Annotated in this window: 21 protein-coding genes; 9 read left to right on the forward strand and 12 right to left on the reverse strand. The window is 69.1% G+C overall.

Translation table 11 applies throughout. From position 1 onward, the window contains the following. Positions 1 to 31: 31 nt before the first annotated feature. The 9 genes from nucS (at position 32) to ACRWK8_RS02780 (ending at position 8,580) form a co-directional block, all read left to right on the forward strand. Positions 32 to 709 carry an endonuclease NucS gene (gene nucS, locus ACRWK8_RS02740; protein ID WP_378740578.1) on the forward strand — a complete coding sequence of 226 codons (678 nt, stop codon included), beginning with the start codon at positions 32 to 34 and terminating at the stop codon, positions 707 to 709. 139 nt (positions 710 to 848) lie between these two features. Then, positions 849 to 1,715, forward strand: coding sequence for an ABC transporter ATP-binding protein (locus ACRWK8_RS02745; RefSeq protein ID WP_378740581.1), 867 nt, complete (start codon positions 849 to 851; stop codon positions 1,713 to 1,715). Then, positions 1,712 to 2,566: an ABC transporter permease gene (locus ACRWK8_RS02750; RefSeq protein WP_378740583.1), complete on the forward strand. Its 855-nt coding sequence runs from the start codon at positions 1,712 to 1,714 to the stop codon at positions 2,564 to 2,566. The genes ACRWK8_RS02745 and ACRWK8_RS02750 overlap by 4 nt, the downstream gene beginning before the upstream one ends. Before the next feature lie 9 nt (positions 2,567 to 2,575). Continuing rightward, complete coding sequence (locus tag ACRWK8_RS02755) at positions 2,576 to 3,880, forward strand: sensor histidine kinase (RefSeq protein WP_378740585.1); 1,305 nt, start codon at positions 2,576 to 2,578, stop codon at positions 3,878 to 3,880. 25 nt (positions 3,881 to 3,905) lie between these two features. Next, positions 3,906 to 4,541: a response regulator gene (locus tag ACRWK8_RS02760; protein WP_378740587.1), complete on the forward strand. Its 636-nt coding sequence runs from the start codon at positions 3,906 to 3,908 to the stop codon at positions 4,539 to 4,541. A 78-nt stretch (positions 4,542 to 4,619) separates the two neighbouring features. Beyond that, positions 4,620 to 5,300, forward strand: coding sequence for a DUF1707 SHOCT-like domain-containing protein (locus ACRWK8_RS02765; protein ID WP_378740589.1), 681 nt, complete (start codon positions 4,620 to 4,622; stop codon positions 5,298 to 5,300). Positions 5,301 to 5,638: 338 nt separating this feature from the next. Next, positions 5,639 to 7,063, forward strand: coding sequence for a M28 family peptidase (locus ACRWK8_RS02770; protein ID WP_378741016.1), 1,425 nt, complete (start codon positions 5,639 to 5,641; stop codon positions 7,061 to 7,063). 307 nt (positions 7,064 to 7,370) lie between these two features. Continuing rightward, the gene (locus ACRWK8_RS02775; RefSeq protein WP_378740592.1) at positions 7,371 to 7,967 is read left to right on the forward strand and encodes a cob(I)yrinic acid a,c-diamide adenosyltransferase; all 597 of its coding nucleotides are present in this window, start codon (positions 7,371 to 7,373) and stop codon (positions 7,965 to 7,967) included. A 151-nt stretch (positions 7,968 to 8,118) separates the two neighbouring features. After that, on the forward strand, positions 8,119 to 8,580 hold the full coding sequence (locus ACRWK8_RS02780; RefSeq protein WP_378740594.1) for a hypothetical protein: 462 nt from the start codon (positions 8,119 to 8,121) through the stop codon (positions 8,578 to 8,580). Positions 8,581 to 8,618: 38 nt separating this feature from the next. Here the strand turns inward: ACRWK8_RS02780 and ACRWK8_RS02785 are convergent, their stop codons facing one another. The 12 genes from ACRWK8_RS02785 to ACRWK8_RS02840 all read right to left on the reverse strand — a co-directional run bounded on the left by ACRWK8_RS02785 (position 8,619) and on the right by ACRWK8_RS02840 (position 17,553). Beyond that, entirely contained in the window at positions 8,619 to 8,924 is a 306-nt protein-coding gene (locus tag ACRWK8_RS02785; protein WP_378740596.1) for an MTH1187 family thiamine-binding protein, read from the reverse strand. Positions 8,925 to 8,985: 61 nt separating this feature from the next. After that, the gene (locus ACRWK8_RS02790) at positions 8,986 to 9,441 is read right to left on the reverse strand and encodes a DUF2550 domain-containing protein (RefSeq protein ID WP_378740598.1); all 456 of its coding nucleotides are present in this window, start codon (positions 9,439 to 9,441) and stop codon (positions 8,986 to 8,988) included. A 55-nt stretch (positions 9,442 to 9,496) separates the two neighbouring features. Then, positions 9,497 to 9,886 (reverse strand): F0F1 ATP synthase subunit epsilon, encoded by a 390-nt coding sequence (locus tag ACRWK8_RS02795; protein ID WP_378740600.1) that lies wholly within the window; start codon positions 9,884 to 9,886, stop codon positions 9,497 to 9,499. 129 nt (positions 9,887 to 10,015) lie between these two features. Further along, positions 10,016 to 11,461: a F0F1 ATP synthase subunit beta gene (gene atpD, locus ACRWK8_RS02800; protein ID WP_017546083.1), complete on the reverse strand. Its 1,446-nt coding sequence runs from the start codon at positions 11,459 to 11,461 to the stop codon at positions 10,016 to 10,018. 5 nt (positions 11,462 to 11,466) lie between these two features. Continuing rightward, positions 11,467 to 12,387, reverse strand: coding sequence for a F0F1 ATP synthase subunit gamma (locus ACRWK8_RS02805; RefSeq protein WP_378740602.1), 921 nt, complete (start codon positions 12,385 to 12,387; stop codon positions 11,467 to 11,469). A gap of 3 nt (positions 12,388 to 12,390) precedes the next feature. Then, complete coding sequence (gene atpA, locus ACRWK8_RS02810; RefSeq protein ID WP_378740604.1) at positions 12,391 to 14,031, reverse strand: F0F1 ATP synthase subunit alpha; 1,641 nt, start codon at positions 14,029 to 14,031, stop codon at positions 12,391 to 12,393. 65 nt (positions 14,032 to 14,096) lie between these two features. After that, the gene (locus ACRWK8_RS02815; RefSeq protein WP_378740606.1) at positions 14,097 to 14,915 is read right to left on the reverse strand and encodes a F0F1 ATP synthase subunit delta; all 819 of its coding nucleotides are present in this window, start codon (positions 14,913 to 14,915) and stop codon (positions 14,097 to 14,099) included. Further along, positions 14,915 to 15,457, reverse strand: a complete 543-nt coding sequence (locus tag ACRWK8_RS02820; protein ID WP_378741019.1) for a F0F1 ATP synthase subunit B — start codon at positions 15,455 to 15,457, stop codon at positions 14,915 to 14,917. Before ACRWK8_RS02820 ends, ACRWK8_RS02815 begins: the two co-directional genes overlap by 1 nt. A 56-nt stretch (positions 15,458 to 15,513) precedes the next feature. Then, positions 15,514 to 15,735: an ATP synthase F0 subunit C gene (atpE, locus tag ACRWK8_RS02825; protein ID WP_378740608.1), complete on the reverse strand. Its 222-nt coding sequence runs from the start codon at positions 15,733 to 15,735 to the stop codon at positions 15,514 to 15,516. 126 nt (positions 15,736 to 15,861) lie between these two features. Next, complete coding sequence (gene atpB, locus ACRWK8_RS02830) at positions 15,862 to 16,689, reverse strand: F0F1 ATP synthase subunit A (RefSeq protein ID WP_378741022.1); 828 nt, start codon at positions 16,687 to 16,689, stop codon at positions 15,862 to 15,864. Between the two features lie 105 nt (positions 16,690 to 16,794). Next, positions 16,795 to 17,025: an AtpZ/AtpI family protein gene (locus ACRWK8_RS02835; RefSeq protein ID WP_378740610.1), complete on the reverse strand. Its 231-nt coding sequence runs from the start codon at positions 17,023 to 17,025 to the stop codon at positions 16,795 to 16,797. Between the two features lie 105 nt (positions 17,026 to 17,130). Beyond that, the gene (locus ACRWK8_RS02840) at positions 17,131 to 17,553 is read right to left on the reverse strand and encodes a hypothetical protein (protein WP_378740612.1); all 423 of its coding nucleotides are present in this window, start codon (positions 17,551 to 17,553) and stop codon (positions 17,131 to 17,133) included. Between the last annotated feature and the right edge of the window lie 32 nt (positions 17,554 to 17,585).

Raw genomic sequence — 17,585 nt, forward strand, 5'->3', positions numbered from 1 at the left:
GGGCGCGGCGGAGGCGGTAACGTGACGTCCCGTGCGTCTCGTCATCGCGCGGTGCAGTGTCGACTACGTCGGCCGACTCACCGCCCACCTGCCCATGGCTCCCCGCCTGATCCTGATCAAGGCCGACGGGAGCGTGTCCATCCACGCCGACGACCGGGCGTTCAAACCCCTGAACTGGATGAACCCGCCGTGCAAGCTCCGCGAGGAGGCGGTCGAGGACGGTCCCGACGTGTGGACGGTCACGCACAGCAAGTCCGGTGAGAAGCTCGTGCTGACCATCGAGGAGGTCATGCACGACTCCTCGCACGAACTCGGCAAGGACCCCGGCCTCCAGAAGGACGGCGTGGAGGCCCACCTCCAGGAACTGCTCGCCGAGCACATCACCACGCTGGGCGAGGGCTACACGCTCATCCGCCGCGAGTACCCGACCGCCATCGGTCCCGTGGACATCCTCTGCCGCGACGGGCAGAGCAACACCGTGGCCGTGGAGCTCAAGCGGCGCGGGGACATCGACGGCGTGGAGCAGCTCACCCGCTACCTCGAACTCCTCAACCGGGACCCCTCCCTCGCCCCGGTGACCGGTGTGTTCGCCGCCCAGGAGATCAAGCCCCAGGCGAAGGTCCTCGCGGAGGACCGGGGCATCGCCTGCGTGGTCCTCGACTACGACGAACTGCGCGGCATCGAGCCCGACACACTGCGCCTCTTCTGACCCGGCTCCTCCGAGCCGGACCGACGCCCCGGGGGCGTGCCCGCGTGCTGGCACGCCCCCGTCTGTCCTCCGTTCGGAGGACAGCGGTCGGTCCCCCCAGCGGACACCCCGCCCGCCCCGTTCACGGAACGCTGGGGGTATGAGCGGAACAGTCATCGAGGTCGAGGGCCTCACCAAGCGCTACGGCGACAACCACGCGGTCGCGGGGATCGACCTGAGCGTCCCCCGGGGAGAGGTCTTCTCCTTCCTCGGGCCCAACGGCGCGGGCAAGTCCACGGCCGTGGAGATCCTGGAGGGTTTCCGCACTCGCAGCGGCGGCGACGTCAGCGTGCTGGGTGAGGACCCGGGCAGGGCGGGCCGGGTGTGGCGCTCCCGGATCGGCATCGTGTGGCAGAAGGAGACCATGGTCCCCAAGATGCCGGTGCGCGAGGTCGTCCGGCACTTCGCGGGCTACTACCCCCGGGCGCTGGGCAGCGACGAGGTCCTGGAGATGGTCGGCCTCTCCGAGAAGGCCGCTTCCCTGCCCGACGCGCTCTCCGGTGGTCAGCGGCGCCGCCTCGACGTCGCCCTGGGGATCGTCGGCCGCCCCGAACTGCTCTTCCTCGACGAGCCCACCACCGGCTTCGACCCCCGGGCGCGCCGGGAGTTCTGGGACCTCATCCAGGGCCTGGCCCGTCAGGGCACCACCATCGTGCTCACCACGCACTACCTGGAGGAGGCCGAGTTCCTGGCCGACCGGGTGTGCGTGATCGCCAACGGCCGCATCCGCGCGGTGGACGCCCCCGGGCAGCTGGGCGGCCGCGCCTCCGCGCAGGCCACCGTCTCCTGGACGGAGGACGGGCGCAGGCACGAGAGGCGCACCGACACCCCCACCCGGCTGGTGGCCGAGCTGAGCGCGCGCATCCCCGGGGAGATCCCCGAGCTGAGCGTGCACCGCCCGACGCTGGAGGACATCTACCTCGACATGATCCAGGACGACCAGGCCCACGAGGAGGTCGCGGTATGAGCACCGACACCGTGGCGGCGGCCCCCGCCTCCCCCGCCCCCGAGGCCCACGGCCGCCCTCCGGGTGCCGTGCGTGTCGGCCTGTCCCGTGGCTGGATGGAGATCCGCACCTTCTCCCGCGAGTGGGAGAGCCTGATCTTCACCTTCTCGCTGCCCGCGCTGATCCTGGTCATGTTCGCGTCGATCTTCGACGGCATGTTCGACATGGAGATGGCGGCGGTCGACTACTACCTGCCCGGGCTCATCGCGATGGGCCTGATGTCGGTGAGCTTCCAGACGCTCGGCATCGCGATCGCGGTCGAACGCGACCAGGGGGCGCTGCGCCGCCTGCGCGGAACCCCCATGCCGCCCAGCGCCTACTTCGTCGGCAAGACGCTGCTCGTGCTCTTCCTCGCCGTGGGTCAGGTGGCCCTCCTCCTCGCGGTGGCGACCCTGTTCTTCGGCGGCACCATGCCGTCCACGCTCGCCGCCTGGTCCACCGTCGCCTGGGTGTTCGTGCTCGGGACCGTCGGCTGCTCCCTGCTCGGGATCGCCATGAGCTCCCTGGCCCGCACCGCGCAGACGGCCTCCGCCGTGGTCGTGATCCCCTTCCTCCTGCTCCAGTTCACCTCCGGGATCTTCGTCCCGGTGCATCTCATGCCGGACTGGATCCTGACCGGCGCCTCGCTCTTCCCGCTGCTGTGGATGGCGCAGGGCATGCGCGCGGCGTTCTTCCCCGACGAGATGGCCGTGATGGAACTGTCCGGGGCCTGGGACCTGCACATGGTCGCCCTGGTCCTGGGGGGCTGGTGTGTGGTGGGCTTGGTCCTGACACTCCTGACCTTCCGCTGGAAGACCCGCAAGGACGGATGACGAGGACGGATGACCATGACGACGGACCGGGCCCCGGGGCCGGAGACGACGGTGCCCCCGGGGTCCGATCCCACCGGACCCGTTCCCACCGGGTCGACCCCGACCGGGACCGACCCTTCGTCGGACCGGGACGAGCGGCACGCGTGGAACATGGGCGCCTGGTGGCACGTGGCCTTCACCGTCGCGATGGCGGCGGTGATCGTGCTGGCCCTGGTCACCGGCCCTCCGGAGTGGCGGTGGCTGACGGCGGCGCTGATGGTCGCGGTCGTGGTCGTCTACCTGGTCTTCGCCCGGCCGCTGATCAGCCCGGAGAAGGACTTCCCCAGCACGGGCCGGGCCCTGGGTCTGATGGGCCTGTTCCTCCTGCCCAGCGTGCCCGCCGTCATCCTCAACCCGACCCTGGTGTTCGCCCTGATCGCCATCGCCCCCGTCTGCTTCATGACGGTGGGCAGCGTGCTCGCCGTCGCGACGGTGGGCGTGATCCTCCTCTTCCCGACGGTCCTGGGCGGTCTGCTCGGGTGGGAGGACTGGGCCTCGGTCGGTGTCAGCCTGCTCATCAACGGCGCGATCCTGGGCTACGCGCTGTGGTTCGGGACCTGGATCGAGCGGATCGTGGTGCAGAGCGTCGAACGGTACGAGCTCATCGAGGCGCTGCGGCGCAGCCGCGAGGAGGTGGCCCGGCTGTCCGAGGAGGCCGGGGCCCTGGCCGAGCGCGAGCACCTGGCCCGGGAGATGCACGACACCCTCGCCCAGGGGTTCACCAGCATCGTCACCCTGGCCCAGGCGGTGGAGTCCGAGCTGGACAGCGACCCCGTGACCGCCCGCCGCCACCTGGCGCTGATGCGGGAGACGGCCGCGGAGAACCTGGCCGAGACCCGTGCCATGGTGGCCGCCCGTCAGTCGCTCCGTCTGGAGGACGAGGGCCTGGACGCCTCCCTCCGGCGCATCTGTGAGCGGCTCGGCCGCGAACTGGGCATCTCCGTGAACGCGGAGGTGACCGGTGAGCCGGAGGAGCTCCCCAACGACCTCCAGATCTGTCTGCTGCGCACCGCGCAGGAGGCGCTGGCCAACGTCCGCAAGCACGCCGGCGCCCGCGCCACCACGGTCACCCTCGCCTACACGGACGTCGGCGTGCGGCTGACCGTGGCGGACGACGGGCTGGGCTTCGACACCTCCCTGCCCGCCCACGGCAACGGCCTGGCCAACATGCGCCACCGTGCCGCGACGGTGGGCGGACTCCTGGACCTGGAGAGCGTTCCCGGACGGGGCACCACCGTCCGCCTGGCCATCCCCCACGACGACGCGGACGAATGATCCGCACCGGAGAGGAAGCCGTTCCATGATCCGTGTCCTTCTGGTGGACGACCATCCCGTGGTCCGCGAGGGCATTCGAGGCATGCTCAGCGCCGAGCCCGACCTGGACATCGTCGGTGACGCCGGTTCGGGCCCCGAGGCGGTGGCCCGGGTGGCGTCCCTGGTCCCGGACGTGGTCCTGATGGACCTGCGCATGCCCGGTGGGGACGGCGCCGAGGCCACCGAACGCATCCGCGCGGAGCACCCGGCCGTCCACGTCCTGGTGCTGACCACCTACGACACCGACACCGACATCCTGCGCGCGGTCGAGGCGGGAGCCACCGGCTACCTGCTCAAGGACACCCCGAGGGCCGAGCTGGCCGACGCGGTGCGCTCGGCGGCCCGGGGCGAGACCGTGCTCAGCGGCAGACTGGCGGGCAAGCTGCTCACCGGGGTGCGGCAGCGCACCGAACCGGAGGGCCCCGCGCTCTCCCCCCGTGAGGTCGAGGTGCTGCGTCTGGCGGCGGACGGACTCACCAACGCCGCGATCGGCCGTGCCCTGCACATCAGCGCGACGACGGTGAAGACCCACCTCATGCGCGTCTACGAGAAGCTGGGAGTGGGTGACCGGACCTCGGCGGTGTCCCAGGCGATGCGCCGGGGCCTGCTCCCCCAGACGTAGCCCGGGGCGCGGTTCTCAGGGTCGTCCCGGGGGTTCTCCCCGATCCCGTGGACCTCCACGGAGGGGGAGAATCGGCATATGGTGGAACAGATGAGTCAACTCACCCCCCACGACGACGGCAACGGCCGGATGCGCGCCTCCGACGCCGACCGTGACGCCGTCGCGCACCTGCTCCGGGAGGCCCTCGCCGAGGGCCGCCTGGACCCCGACGAACACAGTGACCGGCTGGACGCGGTGTACCGCGCCAGGACCGTCGGTGAGCTGGTCCCCCTCACCGAGGACCTGCCCGGCTCCGATCCGGTCCCGTCCCGTCTCCCTGCCCCCGCCGACTTCCGGTCCCCGCGTCCCGTGTACGGCGCGAGCCGGATCGTCGACCAGCCCGCCACGAGCCACAGCGCGATCGCCCTCATGGGTGGCGCGCACCGCTCCGGCAACTGGGTCCTCCCCCGCCGGTTCCTCGCCGTGGCGACCATGGGAGGAGTCGAACTCGACCTGCGCGAGGCCCGGTTCACCCATCGCGAGACGACGATCTGGCTCGGCGCGGTCATGGGCGGGGTCGGCATCATCGTCCCCGACGACATCCAGGTGCGCGTGCACGGACTGCCGATCATGGGTGGCTTCGGGATCGAGGGCGACACCCCCAGCGTCGTGGATCCGGGAGCTCCGATCGTGCACATCCGGGGCGTCGCGCTGATGGGCGGAGCGGGTGCCAGCTACCGAGCGCGCAAGCACCAGGAGCACGACGGGGACGAGGAGTGACCGGGCCTCCTACGCGCCTCCGGTGACTCCACGCGAGAAGACGATCCGGGCGTTTCGGGCCGTCCATCAAATCACAGTGTGCACCCTCTCGTAAGGTCTGTGGCTGATTGTGGCAATGTCCCGCGCCATGCCTTGCCGTGACCGGAACCTCCTGCGAGGCTTCTCCGGTACCTCGCCCACCCCTGGCGTCCATCCCCCACACCACGGCACGATGGACCCCCGCGAACCGGAGGAAGTCCGTGCATCCGACCACCCCAGGGAGCCCCCGCGACAGAGCGGCGGGGCTCCCCTCCTCCAGGCGGCGCACCACCGCCACCGCAGGTCTGGCCGCCCTCGTGATGACGGCTGGCACGCTGGCGGGCTCACCGGCCCACGCCGAGCAGGCCGACCTCCCCGACCTCGTGACGGCCGGGGCGATCGAGGGCCACATGGCCAACCTCGCCACCATCGCCCGCTACAACGGGGGCAACCGCGCGAGCGGAACCCCCGGGTACGACGTCGCCGCGCTGTACGTCGAGGACCAGCTCAAGCGAGCCGGATACGAGCCCTACCGCCACGAGTACGAGTTCGAGGCCTGGCGCGAGAACTCCCCCGCGGTGCTGGCGCAGGCCGCCCCGAAGGAACACGTGTACGAGCTCGACCAGGACTTCGTCACCATGAGCTACTCGGGCTCCGGTGACGTCACCGCCCCGGCGGTCGCGGTCGCTCCGGACAGCGCCGCGAGCGGCTGCTCCCCGGACGACTTCGCCGACTTCCCCGAGGGCGCCGTCGCCATCACCGTGCGCGGCAGCTGCGCCTTCGAGGACAAGGTGACCCACTCCGCCGAGGCGGGCGCCTCGGCGGCCGTCGTGGTCAACAACGAGGACGAGGTCTTCCTCGGCACCGTGGGCGAACTGTCCGCCATCCCGGCCGTCGGCGTCTCGGGGCTCGTCGGCGCTGACCTGCTGTCGATCCCGGACCTGGAGCTCCGGGTCACGGTGGACTCCGAGGTGCGCCAGGAGAGCTCCTACAGCGTGCTCGCGGAGACCCCCGGAGGCAGGGACGACAACGTGGTGGTCGTGGGCGCCCACCTCGACGGCGTCGAGGAGGGTCCGGCCATCAACGACAACGGCAGCGGGACGGCGTTCCTGCTGGAGACCGCCATCCGGATGGCCGAGCAGCCCGACCCGAACAACCAGGTCCGCTTCGCCTTCTGGGGCACCGAGGAGTCCGGTCTGGTCGGCTCCAGCGAGTACGTGGCCGGTCTGGACGAGCAGCGGCTCGACGACCTCGCGCTCTACCTCAACTTCGACATGATCGGCTCGCACAACTACGGCCGCTTCGTGCTCGACGGCCGCATGGACCTGCCGGAGTCCGGCGGGGCCCCGTCCGGCTCCGGCGCCATCGCCAAGGTCTTCGAGGACTACTTCGAGGAGCAGGGCCAGGTCAGCGAGCCCGGCGTGCTCAGCGGCCGCAGCGACTACCTCGCCTTCATGCAGGCGGGCGTGCCCTCCGGCGGCCTGTTCAGCGGCGCCGACGGCGTGAAGTCGGAGGAGCAGGCCGAGTGGTACGGCGGTACCGCCGGGCAGACGTTCGACCCGTACTACCACACGGCCGACGACACCATGGAGAACGTCAACTGGGACTCGGTGGCCGAGCTGTCGGCGGCGGGCGCCCACGGCGTGGAGTTCTTCGCCGAGAGCACCCTCCCGGTCAACGGCGTGCTGTCGATGTCCTCCGTGACGGTGGACCTGCCCCGCAAGGGCGACGCCTGGCTCCGCTAGGCGTCTGAACGCCCGCTGACCCCGCGAGCCTGAGGGGCGGGTGGCGTGAACCCCCCGGTTCCACGCCGCCCGCCCCTCGCGATGTCTCCCCCTCGTACGGGCGTCCGGGCGACCCCCCTCAGTCCCGCCCGGGTGTCCGCGCGTGAACACCGCCGGAAACTACGGTGCGTAGCTTCCTCGTGCCTCAAGGTATCAGTGAGCCACATCACCACCACCCCATGAGACTGAACAGTTATCCTCCGTGACTCGCCCGTGCCCAGAGCCCCGCCCCGGGACCCGAACCGCGCCCTCCCCTAGGCTGAGGCCCATGAGCACAAGGGACACGGACACACCGGTCGTACTGTCGAAGATCTACACGCGTACCGGTGACTCCGGCACGACGGCGCTCGGTGACATGAGCCGCACCTCCAAGAACGACACCCGCCTGGTCGGCTACGCCGACACCGAGGAGGCCAACGCGGCCATCGGCGTCGCGCTCGCCCTGGGCGACCTCCCCGAGGACGTACGGGTCCTCCTGCTGCGGATCCAGAACGAGCTCTTCGACCTCGGCGCGGACCTGTCCACCCCGGTCGTGCCCGACCCCGAGTACCCTCCGCTGCGCGTCCTGCCGGAGTACGTCACCCGGCTGGAGGAGGCCTGCGACACCTACAACGCGGACCTGCCGACCCTGCGCAGCTTCATCCTGCCCGGGGGATCACCCACCGTCGCGCTGGTGCACACGGCCCGCATCGTGGTCCGCCGCGCCGAGCGCGCGGTCTGGGCCGCCATCGAGGAGCACGGGGACGGCGTCAACCCGCTCACGGCGCAGTACCTGAACCGTCTCTCGGACCTGCTGTTCATCCTCGGCCGCCACGTCGCCGGAGACGGCGACGAGATCCTGTGGAAGCCCGGCGGCGAGCGCTAGGACGCGCTCCCCGGACGAGACACCACGGTCCCGCTTCCCTCGGGGCACCACCCGACCTGCGACAAGGCAACTGTTTCCCGATGACAAGTGTTGTCGCGGAAAAATCGGCTAGGTCTCGGTGCGAGCGACTCCCCCAACAGGAAGCAGAGACATGAGCAAGCACGCCAAGCCCGGCAGTGTCACCGCCGTCCTGGTACTCCTCATCCTCATCGCGGTGTACCAGCTCGTCGTCGGAGCGACCGCGATCGTCGGCGCCGTCGCGATCGACGCCACCAACATGGCGGACGAGGCCCCCGCTGAGGCGGGGGCCATGCTGGAGGCGGCGGAGGACAACATCGCGGGCATCTACTTCGGCGCCGCGCTCTGTCTGGTCTACGCGGCCCTGGCGACCGCCCTCGCCGTGATGGTCGGCAGGGGCACCCCGCGGGCGCGCCCTTGGACCATCGCGGTGAACACGGCGTTCGCCGTGGCCGGACTCGCCCTGATGATCCCGATGATCTACGGGCTGGGCGCCGTCCTCTCGGCGGTCTTCGCCTTCGTCGTGGTGGGTCTGATGTTCACCAGCGGCGCGAGGTCCCACTTCGCCGCGACGGGCGCTCCCACGACGGGTTGATCCGACCCGCCGGCTCCCGGGCCGTGCCCGGAAGGGCGTCAGTGGAGGTCGCCGAGTTCGCGCTCGACGGCCTCCACCTTGCTGTGCAGTCCGTCGGTGACGCCCTCGCGGACGTCGGCCTTCAGGGTCAGGCTGACCCGGGCGGCGCCCTCGCCAGCGGCCTCCACGGCACGCTTGACGACGTCCATCACCTCGTCCCACTCACCCTCGACGGTGGTGAACATGGCGGAGGTCTCGTTGGGCAGTCCGCTCTCGCGCACGACCCTGACCGCGCGGGCCACGGCCGGGGCGACGGACTCTCCCGTACCGAGCGGGGACACTGAGAAAGCGACGATGGTGCTCATGGGCCCATGCAAACACACGGGCCCCGCCCCTGTGAACCTCAGGGGGACCGACGCGCCGGGGTCAGGCCTGCCACTGGGTGCCCGGGGGCATCGACTCGATCCACGACAGGAACCCGGTGAGCGCGCTCTCGCCCATCGCGACCTCGAAGGTCGCCTCGCTGGGATCACTGCCGTCCGCGCCGGCCCAGCCGATCTCCAGGACGGTCACGTCGGCGGGCAGGGGAGCGTCTCCGCCCCCGGGGGCGCGGCGCCCCACAACGACGAGACCGCGGCGCGACAGTCGCACTGTCGGCCGCGGTCTGAGGGAGAGGACGGGGAACCAGCCGAGGTCACCCGATCCGTACCGGCCGAAGCCGATCCGCCAGGACCCCCGGCGCCCCTTCTCCCCACGCGCGCGCAGGTAACACTCGACGGCCCCGCCGCTGCGCAGCAGCACGAACCGTCGCATCCAGCCGGTGCCGAGCACCAGCACGACGAGCAGGACGATGGCGAGGACCACCCACCACAAGGACTCCAACCACGGCGTTCCCTGAAGCGGTGCCACTCCCACGTCTCGTCGCCTCCCGGCTTCGCTAGGCGACTTCCTCGCCAGCAGCGCGCAGGCGGCTGCGGGCACGGGCGGCGGCCAGGTTGTCACCCGACTCGCCCGCGTCCTTCAGCGCCTGACGCGCACGGTCCACATCGATGTCCTCGGAGAGCTCCGCGGTCTCGGCGAGGATGGAGATACGGCCCTCACCCGAAACCGAGACGAACCCACCGTGCGCGGCGGCTCGGATCTCACCGGTCTCACGCGCGCCCAGAACGCGAACGACCGCGTCCTCGGCCAGAAGCGACAGCACCGGGACGTGCCCGGGCTGGACGCCGATCTCGCCCTCGACGGTCTTCGCGATGACCATGTCGCCCTCGCCCGCCCAGACCTCGCGGTCCGGAGAGACGATCTCGACGAAAAGCTTCTTCGACACTGCCACAAACTCCTCGGCTAGCGGGTGGGTTCGGCGGGGCCGAGTACGAATGGATACTCGGCCCCGCCTCGGGTCTAGCCCCGCCCGTCGCCCTCCGCTCCCAGAGCGGGGGGACACTGACGCGCAGTACTAGCCTTCCTGCAGCTTCTTGGCCTTCTCCACGACCATGTCGATGTTGCCGACATCGAGGAAGGCCTGCTCGGGAAGGTGGTCGTACTCGCCGTCACACAGACCCTTGAAGGACGCGATGGTCTCCTCCAGCGGGACGAACACACCCGGGGTGCCGGTGAACTTCTCGGCCACGAACATGTTCTGCGAGAGGAAACGCTCCAGGCGACGAGCCCGGTTGACGATGATCTTGTCCTCTTCGGACAGCTCGTCCATACCGAGGATGGCGATCTGGTCCTGGAGGTCGTTGTTGCGCTGGAGGATCTCCTTGACGCGCTGCGCCACCTGGTAGTGCTCCTCGCCCACGTACTGCGGGTCCAGGATGCGCGAGGTGGAGGCCAGCGGGTCGACCGCCGGGTAGATACCCTTCTGCGAGATCGGGCGGGAGAGCTCGGTCGTCGCGTCCAGGTGGGCGAACGTGGTCGCCGGCGCCGGGTCGGTGTAGTCGTCCGCGGGGACGTAGATCGCCTGCATCGAGGTGATCGAGTGACCACGCGTCGAGGTGATCCGCTCCTGGAGCTGACCCATCTCGTCAGCCAGGTTGGGCTGGTAACCCACGGCCGAGGGCATACGGCCCAGCAGCGTGGAGACCTCCATACCGGCCTGGGTGAAACGGAAGATGTTGTCGATGAAGAGCAGCACGTCCTGACCCTGGACGTCACGGAAGTACTCCGCCATCGTCAGAGCCGAGAGCGCCACGCGCAGACGGGTGCCCGGGGGCTCGTCCATCTGGCCGAAGACGAGCGCGGTGTCCGGGAGGACGCCCATCTCGTCCATCTCCAGGAAGAGGTCCGTACCCTCACGGGTGCGCTCACCGACACCGGCGAACACGGACACACCACCGAAGTTGCGGGCGATACGGGTGATCATCTCCTGGATGAGCACCGTCTTGCCCACACCCGCGCCACCGAAGAGGCCGATCTTCCCACCGCGCACGTACGGGGTGAGGAGGTCGATCACCTTGATGCCCGTGACCATCATCTCGGTCTTGGACTCGAGCTGGTCGAAGGCCGGGGCCTTGCGGTGGATCGGCCAGCGCTCGGTCACGCCGAGCTCGGCCGTGGGCACGTCCATGGACTCGCCCAGGGTGTTGAACACGTGGCCCTTGACGACGTCGCCGACGGGCACGCTGATGGGCGCGCCGGTGTCGCGGACCTCGGCGCCACGGACCATGCCGTCCTGCGGGGCGAGGGAGATGGCGCGGACCAGGTTGTCACCCAGGTGCTGGGCGACCTCCAGGGTCACGACCTTCTCCGTGCCACCGATGCTCACGTCGGTGTGCAGGGCGTTGTAGATGCCGGGTAGGGAGCCGACGGGGAACTCCACGTCGACGACCGGGCCGGTGACCCGGGCGATGCGGCCGGTGGCGGTGCCAGCGCCGGCCGTACCTTCAACTGTCGCAGTCACTTCTGTTACTCACTTCCCGCGCTGGACCCAGAGAGCGCATCGGCACCGCCGACAATCTCACTGATCTCATTGGTGATCTCGGCCTGACGAGCCTGGTTGGCCAGACTGGTCAGGTTCTTGACGAGTTCTTCCGCGTTGTCGGTCGCGGCCTTCATGGCCGCCCGACGGGACGCCTGCTGGGAGGCTGCCGACTCCAGGAGGGACGCGTAGATCCGGTTGACCACGTACTGCGGAAGCAGCTGGTCCAGGACCTCCTCTGCGGAGGGCTCGAACTCGTACAGCGGCAACGCCTCGCCGCCGACGCTCTCCTCGAGCTCCTCGGCGTCGACCTCCTCCACCTCCAGCGGAAGGGCGCGGACCGCACCCGCCCGCTGGGTCAGCATCGACACGAACTCCGTGGAGACCACGTGGATCTCGTCGACACCGCCCTCGGCGGTGTCCTGGGAGAACCTCTCCATGAGAGTGGAGCCGATCTCCTGGGCGTGCGCGTAGGTCGGACGCTCGGTGATGCCTTCCCAGGACTCCTCGACCGGACGGTCGCGGAACTTGTAGAAGGCGGCACCCTTGCGGCCCACCATGTAGGTGAGGACCTCCTTGCCCTGCTCACGCAGGAGCTGGGTGAGGGCCTCGGCCTCCTTGATGACGTTGGTCGAGAAGGCGCCGGCCAAACCCTTGTCACTGGTGACGACCAGGACGGCCGCACGGGTGGGGTTCTCGGCCTCGGTCAGCAGCGGGTGATCGGTCACCCGGCTGGCCAGGGCAGACACCGCCCGCGTGATCTCCCGTGCGTAGGGTCCGGCAGCCTCGGCCGCGCGCTGCGCCTTGGTGATGCGCGTGGCGGCGATCAGCTCCATCGCACGGGTGATCTTCGCCGTCGCCTTCGTCGCACGGATCCTCCGGCGATAGACGCGAAGCTGTGCACCCATGGGTTACTTCCCGCCCTTGGCGACCTTGATGGTCTCCTGGCCGACCTTCTCCTCAGCGAGCGCCTCGGCCTCGGCCTCGGTGCCCAGCAGGGTACCGGCGGAGGTCTGGAAGCCCACCTTGAACTTCTCGATGGCGGCCTGGAGCGTCTTCTGGCTGTCGTCCTCGAACTTGCCGGTGTCCCGGATGGTGTCCAGGACGGCCTTGTGCTCACGGTCCAGGTAGGACAGGAAGTCCTCCTCGAAGCGACGGACGTCCTCGACCGGGACCTCGTCGATCAGGCCGGTGTTGCCCATCCAGATCGAGACGACCGTCTTCTCCATGGAGAAGGGCGAGTACTGCCCCTGCTTGAGCAGCTCCATCATCCGGGCACCGCGCTCCAGCTGCTGCTTGGAGACGGCGTCCAGGTCCGAACCGAAGGCGGAGAACGCCTCCAGCTCGCGGTACTGGGCCAGGCTCAGACGCAGCGTACCGGAGACCTTCTTGGTGGCCTTGGTCTGGGCGGCGCCACCGACTCGGGAGACGGACACACCGACGTCGATCGCCGGACGCTGGCCCTGGTTGAACAGGTCCGAGTTCAGGAAGACCTGACCGTCGGTGATCGAGATGACGTTGGTGGGGATGTACGCCGAGACGTCGCCCGCCTTGGTCTCGATGATCGGCAGGGCCGTCATCGAGCCCGCGCCCAGCTCGTCGGAGAGCTTGGCGCAGCGCTCCAGGAGACGGGAGTGGAGGTAGAAGACGTCACCCGGGTAGGCCTCACGCCCCGGCGGGCGGCGCAGCAGGAGGGAGACCGCACGGTAGGCCTCGGCCTGCTTGGTCAGGTCGTCGAAGACGACGAGGACGTGCTTGCCCTCGTACATCCAGTGCTGGCCCAGGGCCGAACCGGTGTACGGGGAGAGGTACTTGAAGCCGGCCGGGTCGGACGCCGGGGAGGCCACGATGGTGGTGTACTCCATGGCGCCGGCCTCTTCGAGGGCACCGCGCACGCTGGCGATGGTCGAGCCCTTCTGACCCACCGCGACGTAGATGCAGCGCACCTGCTTCGTGGGGTCGCCGGTCTCCCAGTTCGCCTTCTGGTTGATGATCGCGTCGATACCGATCGCGGTCTTGCCGGTCTGCCGGTCACCGATGACCAGCTGGCGCTGGCCACGGCCGACCGGGGTCATCGTGTCGATCGACTTGATGCCGGTCTGGAGCGGCTCGCCCACGGGCTGGCGCTCCATGACCGTCGCGGCCTGGAGTTCGAGCTCGCGGGTCTCGGTCGTCTCGATCTCGCCCTTGCCGTCGATGGGGTTACCCAGGGGGTCCACCACACGGCCGAGGAAGTTGTCGCCCACCGGGACCGAGAGGAGCTTGCCGGTGCGACGCACCTTCTGCCCCTCCTCGATGCCGGTGAAGTCACCCAGCACCACGACACCGATCTCACCGATCTCAAGGTTCTGGGCCATGCCCAGGGTGCCGTCCTCGAACTGCAGCAGCTCGTTCGCCATCGCCGAGGGAAGGCCACCGACGCGGGCGATGCCGTCACCGGAGTAGGTGACGGTACCGACCTCTTCAGCGCGGGTGGCGTCAGGCTCGTACGACTGGACGAAGCGCTGTAGCGCGTCCCGGATCTCATCCGGCCGGATCGTCAGCTCCGCCATCTCTACGTTGTCCTTGCTCTCAAATGGCGCCGGGCCGGCGCCGTGCGTGCTTGCTTGTCTTCGCGTCAGCCGGCCAGGCGGCGCTGGACCTCAGCGATGCGCCCGGCGATCGTGCCGTCGATGACCTCGTCGCCCACCTGGATGGAGAGTCCACCCAGGATTTCCGGGGCGACCTCGATGTTCAGGTGGATCTCGCGGCCGTACTTGCGGCTCAGCAGGGTGCGCAGGCGCGTCTGCTGGGTCTCGTTCAGCGCGTGGGCGGTACGGACGACGGCGATGAAGCGCTTCGCGCGCTCGGCCACCAGTTGTCCGAAGTTGTCGAGCGCCTGCTCCAGCGTACGTCCCCGGGGGTGGGTGACCGCCTGGCTGACCAGAGCCAGCGTCGCGGTGCTCACCTTGCCCGAGAGCAGGTTCTCGACCAGCGAGCGCAGGTGAGCGTCGGCCACGCCCTCACGGGTGAGCGCCGAACGCAGCTCGGGCTGGGCGACGACGATCCGCTGGAAGCGGAACAGCTCGTCCTCCAGCTCGTCCAGCCGGGTGCCGTCGACGGAGGCGACGGTCGCGTAGACCGCCGTCCGCTCCAGGGCGTCCAGCATGTCGCGCCCGGTGGACCAGGGCTGCGAGACCACGTCGCTGACCACGAGGACCGTGGACGGCGAGACCTTGCCCTCGAGGATCTGACCGATGAGAGCGGTCTTCTTCTCGGGGTCGTTGGCCGGGTCCGCCAGCCAGCGGCGGAGCGAGTGCTCGCCGCTGATCAGGGCGACGACCTCGAAGAGCTCGCCACCCAGCGAGACCGCCTGCTCGGCGCTGGCCGACGCCAGGACGTTCTCGTCCAGGCGCCGGATCGCCTCAGCCAGGGAGCTACGGCTGATACCACGCATCAGCGCACCCCGGCTTGCTTCGCGCTCTCGTCCTGGTCCAGCTCCTCCAGGAACCGGTCCACCACACGGGTCTGAGCGGCGTCGTCACTGAGCGTCTCGCCGACGATGCGGCTCGCGAGCTCGGTGGACAGGGCGCCGATCTCGCCGCGGAGCTGGACGAAGGCCTGCTGCCGGTCCGCCTCGATCTGCGCCTTGGCGGACTCGATGATGCGCTGGGCCTCGGCCTGGGCCTCCTCGCGAGCCTCGGCGATGATCGCCGCACGCTGCTCCTTGGCCTTCTCGAGCTCCTGCGCGTACTCGCGGTGGGACTCCTCGAGCTTCTCGCGGTACTGCTGGCGGATCTCCTCGGCCTCGGCCTCGGCCCTCTTGGCCCGCTCGATGCCGCCCTCGATGGCGTCGTGACGCTCGTCGAGGACCTTCATCACCTTCGGGACCGACTTGCGGACCACAAAGAAGTAGACCACGGCGAGCGCGATCGCGCCGAAGGTGAACTTCACCCAGTCGATCCGCAGAATGTTTGGTTCGGCTGCCAACTCCAACAGCATGGTCAGCCCTCCTTCGCGTCAGTTGCCATCAGGAAACGGTTGACGAATCCGGATTACGGAGCCGCGAAGGCGAGGACGAAGCCCAGGATGGCCAGGGCCTCGATGAGGGCGAAGCCGAGGTAGATGTTGGTCTGGAGCGGGCCGCGGGCCTCGGGCTGGCGGGCGATGGCCTGCATACCGAGACCGAAGACGATACCGACACCGATACCGGCGCCGATGACGCTGATGCCGTAACCGATGGTGTTGATGTTGCCGGAGATCGCGGCGATGTCCATGGTGTTTCCCTTTACTCGACGTCCGGCGTCGCGTTCTGCGATTGGTCAGTTCGCCGGTGTGGACGGGTCTGAAACTCTCCGCGCCCTGGTCCGATCACGGGATCGGGGGAACGTGGAGGGGGTCTTTTAGTGCGCCGCTTCGAGCGACTGGTTGAGGTACAGGCTCGCGAGCAGCGTGAACACGAAGGCCTGGATCAGCATGATCGCGATCTCGAAGACGAAGAACGCGACGTAGCCGATCAGCGCGGCTCCGGAGTAGAGCACGGAGACCGCGGCGAGCATCGGCTCGGCCGTCAGGTTCAGCATGTACCAGCCGCCGTAGGCGAACACGGCCAGCAGCAGGCTGCCCGCGAACATGGTCGCGAACAGACGCAGGGCGTGCGTCACCGGGCGGATGAGGAAGACCGAGAGGATCTCGATCGGGGTGACCAGGACGTAGATCCACTTGGGCATGCCCGGGGGGAAGATCTGGTTCCGGAAGTAGCCCCAGCCGCCCTGGTGCTTGATGCCGATCACGATCGTCATCACGTAGATGGTGAGGGCGAACATCACCGTGAAGGCGAGGTTGCTGTTGACCGGAAGCATGCCGGGGATGAGCCCGGTGAAGTTCATGGCCAGGATGAGGGTGAAGATGCCCGTCATGAACGGGATGAACTTGTCACCCTTCTCACCCATGGTCGGCCGGGTGATGTTGTCCCGGATGAACAGGATGAGCATTTCGCCGACACTCTGCCTGCGGCCGGGGACGAGGCTCAGCTTCCTGCTGAACCACGACCACAGAAGCAGGACCGCACCGACCGCGACGAGCAACAGAACCAGGTACAGGTCGATGCCCGCGCTGCCGGGGATGTTGGCGATCCACGGCTCCGGGAAGAACATCTTGATGGTGGGAGCCTCGAACGCGCAACCGCTGTCGCCGAGATGGCAACCCGGGTCGGCCGCGAGAATGCGCACGTCAGCACTCACGGCGAATCCTTTCGTCGTGACGCAAGAAAGCCTCGTTGATGGTTGTGACTGCTAGCGTCGTCGCGAGATGGGCGACGCGGAACTGCGGGGAGCTCAGAGGTGGCGTGTCCTGGCGACGATCAGATAGATCGCGCCGATCATGCCCAGAACGGCCCCGATGGGCAGGAAGAGGGCCTGGAATCCCAGGAGCCTGTCCGCGCCCCAGCCGATCGCGCTCCACACGAGCACACCCGCGAGCAGAGTGGAGAAGAGCGCCCAGCCGTCGGCCTCGCGTGGCGCCGGGGGCGCGCTGGAGTCCTTCTTCCTGGCTGGTTCGCTGCTCATCTCGCTCCGGAATATAGCATGTGGGGCTTGACTGGACCGTGGCCGTCCGCCCGCCGTGGATCAGGGTAGTACGCCCGTTCCCACGGGTCGCGGCGGGGCACCCCATCACGTGTTCTCCGAGCTCTCGCTCGGGTCCACGTGAAGGATCTTCGCCCGGGAAGTGGCCCAGGTCTGCCCACCCAGCCAGGCCAGTACGACGGCCAGCGCGCTGTAGACGAAGGCGTTGCTACTGAGATCCGTGACGAGGGGGCTCCGGCCCAGGGTCACCAGCAGAATGCCCAGCAGCGCCATCTTGACGACGAAACCGAGCAGGTTCGCGGCGAGGAACAGGTCCTTGTTCCTCCGGGTGACCATCATGACCGCCCACTGCCCCAGGCCGAAACAGGCGAGGATGATGCCCACCGCCAAGGCCGAACTGAGAGCTCCGGCCGCTCCGGCGAGAAGGGCCGAGACCGCGATGGCCAGGACCCCGCACGCGGCGCTCGGAAGCGCGGCGCCGCGGAGAATCCGGGCGTCGTGTTCCTGCATGACGAAGCTCCGTGGGGTTCAGTGAGTACCTG

Origin of the sequence: Nocardiopsis eucommiae (assembly GCF_965344335.1) — a bacterium.
Lineage (GTDB): Bacteria > Actinomycetota > Actinomycetes > Streptosporangiales > Streptosporangiaceae > Nocardiopsis > Nocardiopsis eucommiae.

What these genes read in the sequence shown, in the direction of transcription:
- atpA (WP_378740604.1), bottom strand. Translation starts at nt 14,031, where the DNA reads ATGGCGGAGCTGACGATCCGGCCGGATGAGATCCGGGACGCGCTACAG.
- ACRWK8_RS02780 (WP_378740594.1), top strand. Translation starts at nt 8,119, where the DNA reads ATGAGCAAGCACGCCAAGCCCGGCAGTGTCACCGCCGTCCTGGTACTC.
- ACRWK8_RS02805 (WP_378740602.1), bottom strand. Translation starts at nt 12,387, where the DNA reads ATGGGTGCACAGCTTCGCGTCTATCGCCGGAGGATCCGTGCGACGAAG.
- ACRWK8_RS02765 (WP_378740589.1), top strand. Translation starts at nt 4,620, where the DNA reads ATGGTGGAACAGATGAGTCAACTCACCCCCCACGACGACGGCAACGGC.
- ACRWK8_RS02815 (WP_378740606.1), bottom strand. Translation starts at nt 14,915, where the DNA reads ATGCGTGGTATCAGCCGTAGCTCCCTGGCTGAGGCGATCCGGCGCCTG.
- atpE (WP_378740608.1), bottom strand. Translation starts at nt 15,735, where the DNA reads ATGGACATCGCCGCGATCTCCGGCAACATCAACACCATCGGTTACGGC.
- ACRWK8_RS02785 (WP_378740596.1), bottom strand. Translation starts at nt 8,924, where the DNA reads ATGAGCACCATCGTCGCTTTCTCAGTGTCCCCGCTCGGTACGGGAGAG.
- ACRWK8_RS02775 (WP_378740592.1), top strand. Translation starts at nt 7,371, where the DNA reads ATGAGCACAAGGGACACGGACACACCGGTCGTACTGTCGAAGATCTAC.
- ACRWK8_RS02745 (WP_378740581.1), top strand. Translation starts at nt 849, where the DNA reads ATGAGCGGAACAGTCATCGAGGTCGAGGGCCTCACCAAGCGCTACGGC.
- ACRWK8_RS02755 (WP_378740585.1), top strand. Translation starts at nt 2,576, where the DNA reads ATGACCATGACGACGGACCGGGCCCCGGGGCCGGAGACGACGGTGCCC.
- ACRWK8_RS02750 (WP_378740583.1), top strand. Translation starts at nt 1,712, where the DNA reads ATGAGCACCGACACCGTGGCGGCGGCCCCCGCCTCCCCCGCCCCCGAG.
- ACRWK8_RS02770 (WP_378741016.1), top strand. Translation starts at nt 5,639, where the DNA reads ATGACGGCTGGCACGCTGGCGGGCTCACCGGCCCACGCCGAGCAGGCC.
- ACRWK8_RS02760 (WP_378740587.1), top strand. Translation starts at nt 3,906, where the DNA reads ATGATCCGTGTCCTTCTGGTGGACGACCATCCCGTGGTCCGCGAGGGC.
- ACRWK8_RS02835 (WP_378740610.1), bottom strand. Translation starts at nt 17,025, where the DNA reads ATGAGCAGCGAACCAGCCAGGAAGAAGGACTCCAGCGCGCCCCCGGCG.
- ACRWK8_RS02840 (WP_378740612.1), bottom strand. Translation starts at nt 17,553, where the DNA reads ATGCAGGAACACGACGCCCGGATTCTCCGCGGCGCCGCGCTTCCGAGC.